This is a genomic window from Paenibacillus sp. EB106-06-01-XG199 (assembly GCF_058791575.1).
In genome coordinates, this window is sequence record NZ_JBYTDQ010000039.1 from 1 (window position 1) to 678 (window position 678).

1 rRNA gene is annotated in these 678 nt (G+C 55.3%); it reads left to right on the forward strand.

Features of this window, described 5'->3' with window-relative positions:
- Positions 1-678, forward strand: a 23S ribosomal RNA gene (locus AC3WT9_RS34615); the annotation flags it as partial.

Genomic DNA, 678 nt, shown 5'->3' on the forward strand with positions numbered 1-678 from the left:
CGGGTACGGGGACCGTGTCAGGCGGGCAGTTTGACTGGGGCGGTCGCCTCCTAAAGAGTAACGGAGGCGTTCAAAGGTTCCCTCAGAATGGTTGGAAATCATTCGAAGAGTGCAAAGGCATAAGGGAGCTTGACTGCGAGACCTACAAGTCGAGCAGGGACGAAAGTCGGACTTAGTGATCCGGTGGTACCGCATGGAAGGGCCATCGCTCAACGGATAAAAGCTACCCTGGGGATAACAGGCTTATCTCCCCCAAGAGTCCACATCGACGGGGAGGTTTGGCACCTCGATGTCGGCTCATCGCATCCTGGGGCTGAAGTAGGTCCCAAGGGTTGGGCTGTTCGCCCATTAAAGCGGTACGCGAGCTGGGTTCAGAACGTCGTGAGACAGTTCGGTCCCTATCTGTCGTGGGCGCAGGAAATTTGAGAGGAGCTGTCCTTAGTACGAGAGGACCGGGATGGACGTACCGCTGGTGCATCAGTTGTTCCGCCAGGAGCATGGCTGAGTAGCTACGTACGGACGGGATAAGCGCTGAAAGCATCTAAGCGTGAAGCCCCCCTCAAGATGAGATTTCCCAATTAGTAAGACCCCTTGAAGACGACGAGGTAGATAGGTTGGAGGTGGAAGTGCAGCAATGCATGGAGCTGACCAATACTAATCGGTCGAGGGCTTATCCAA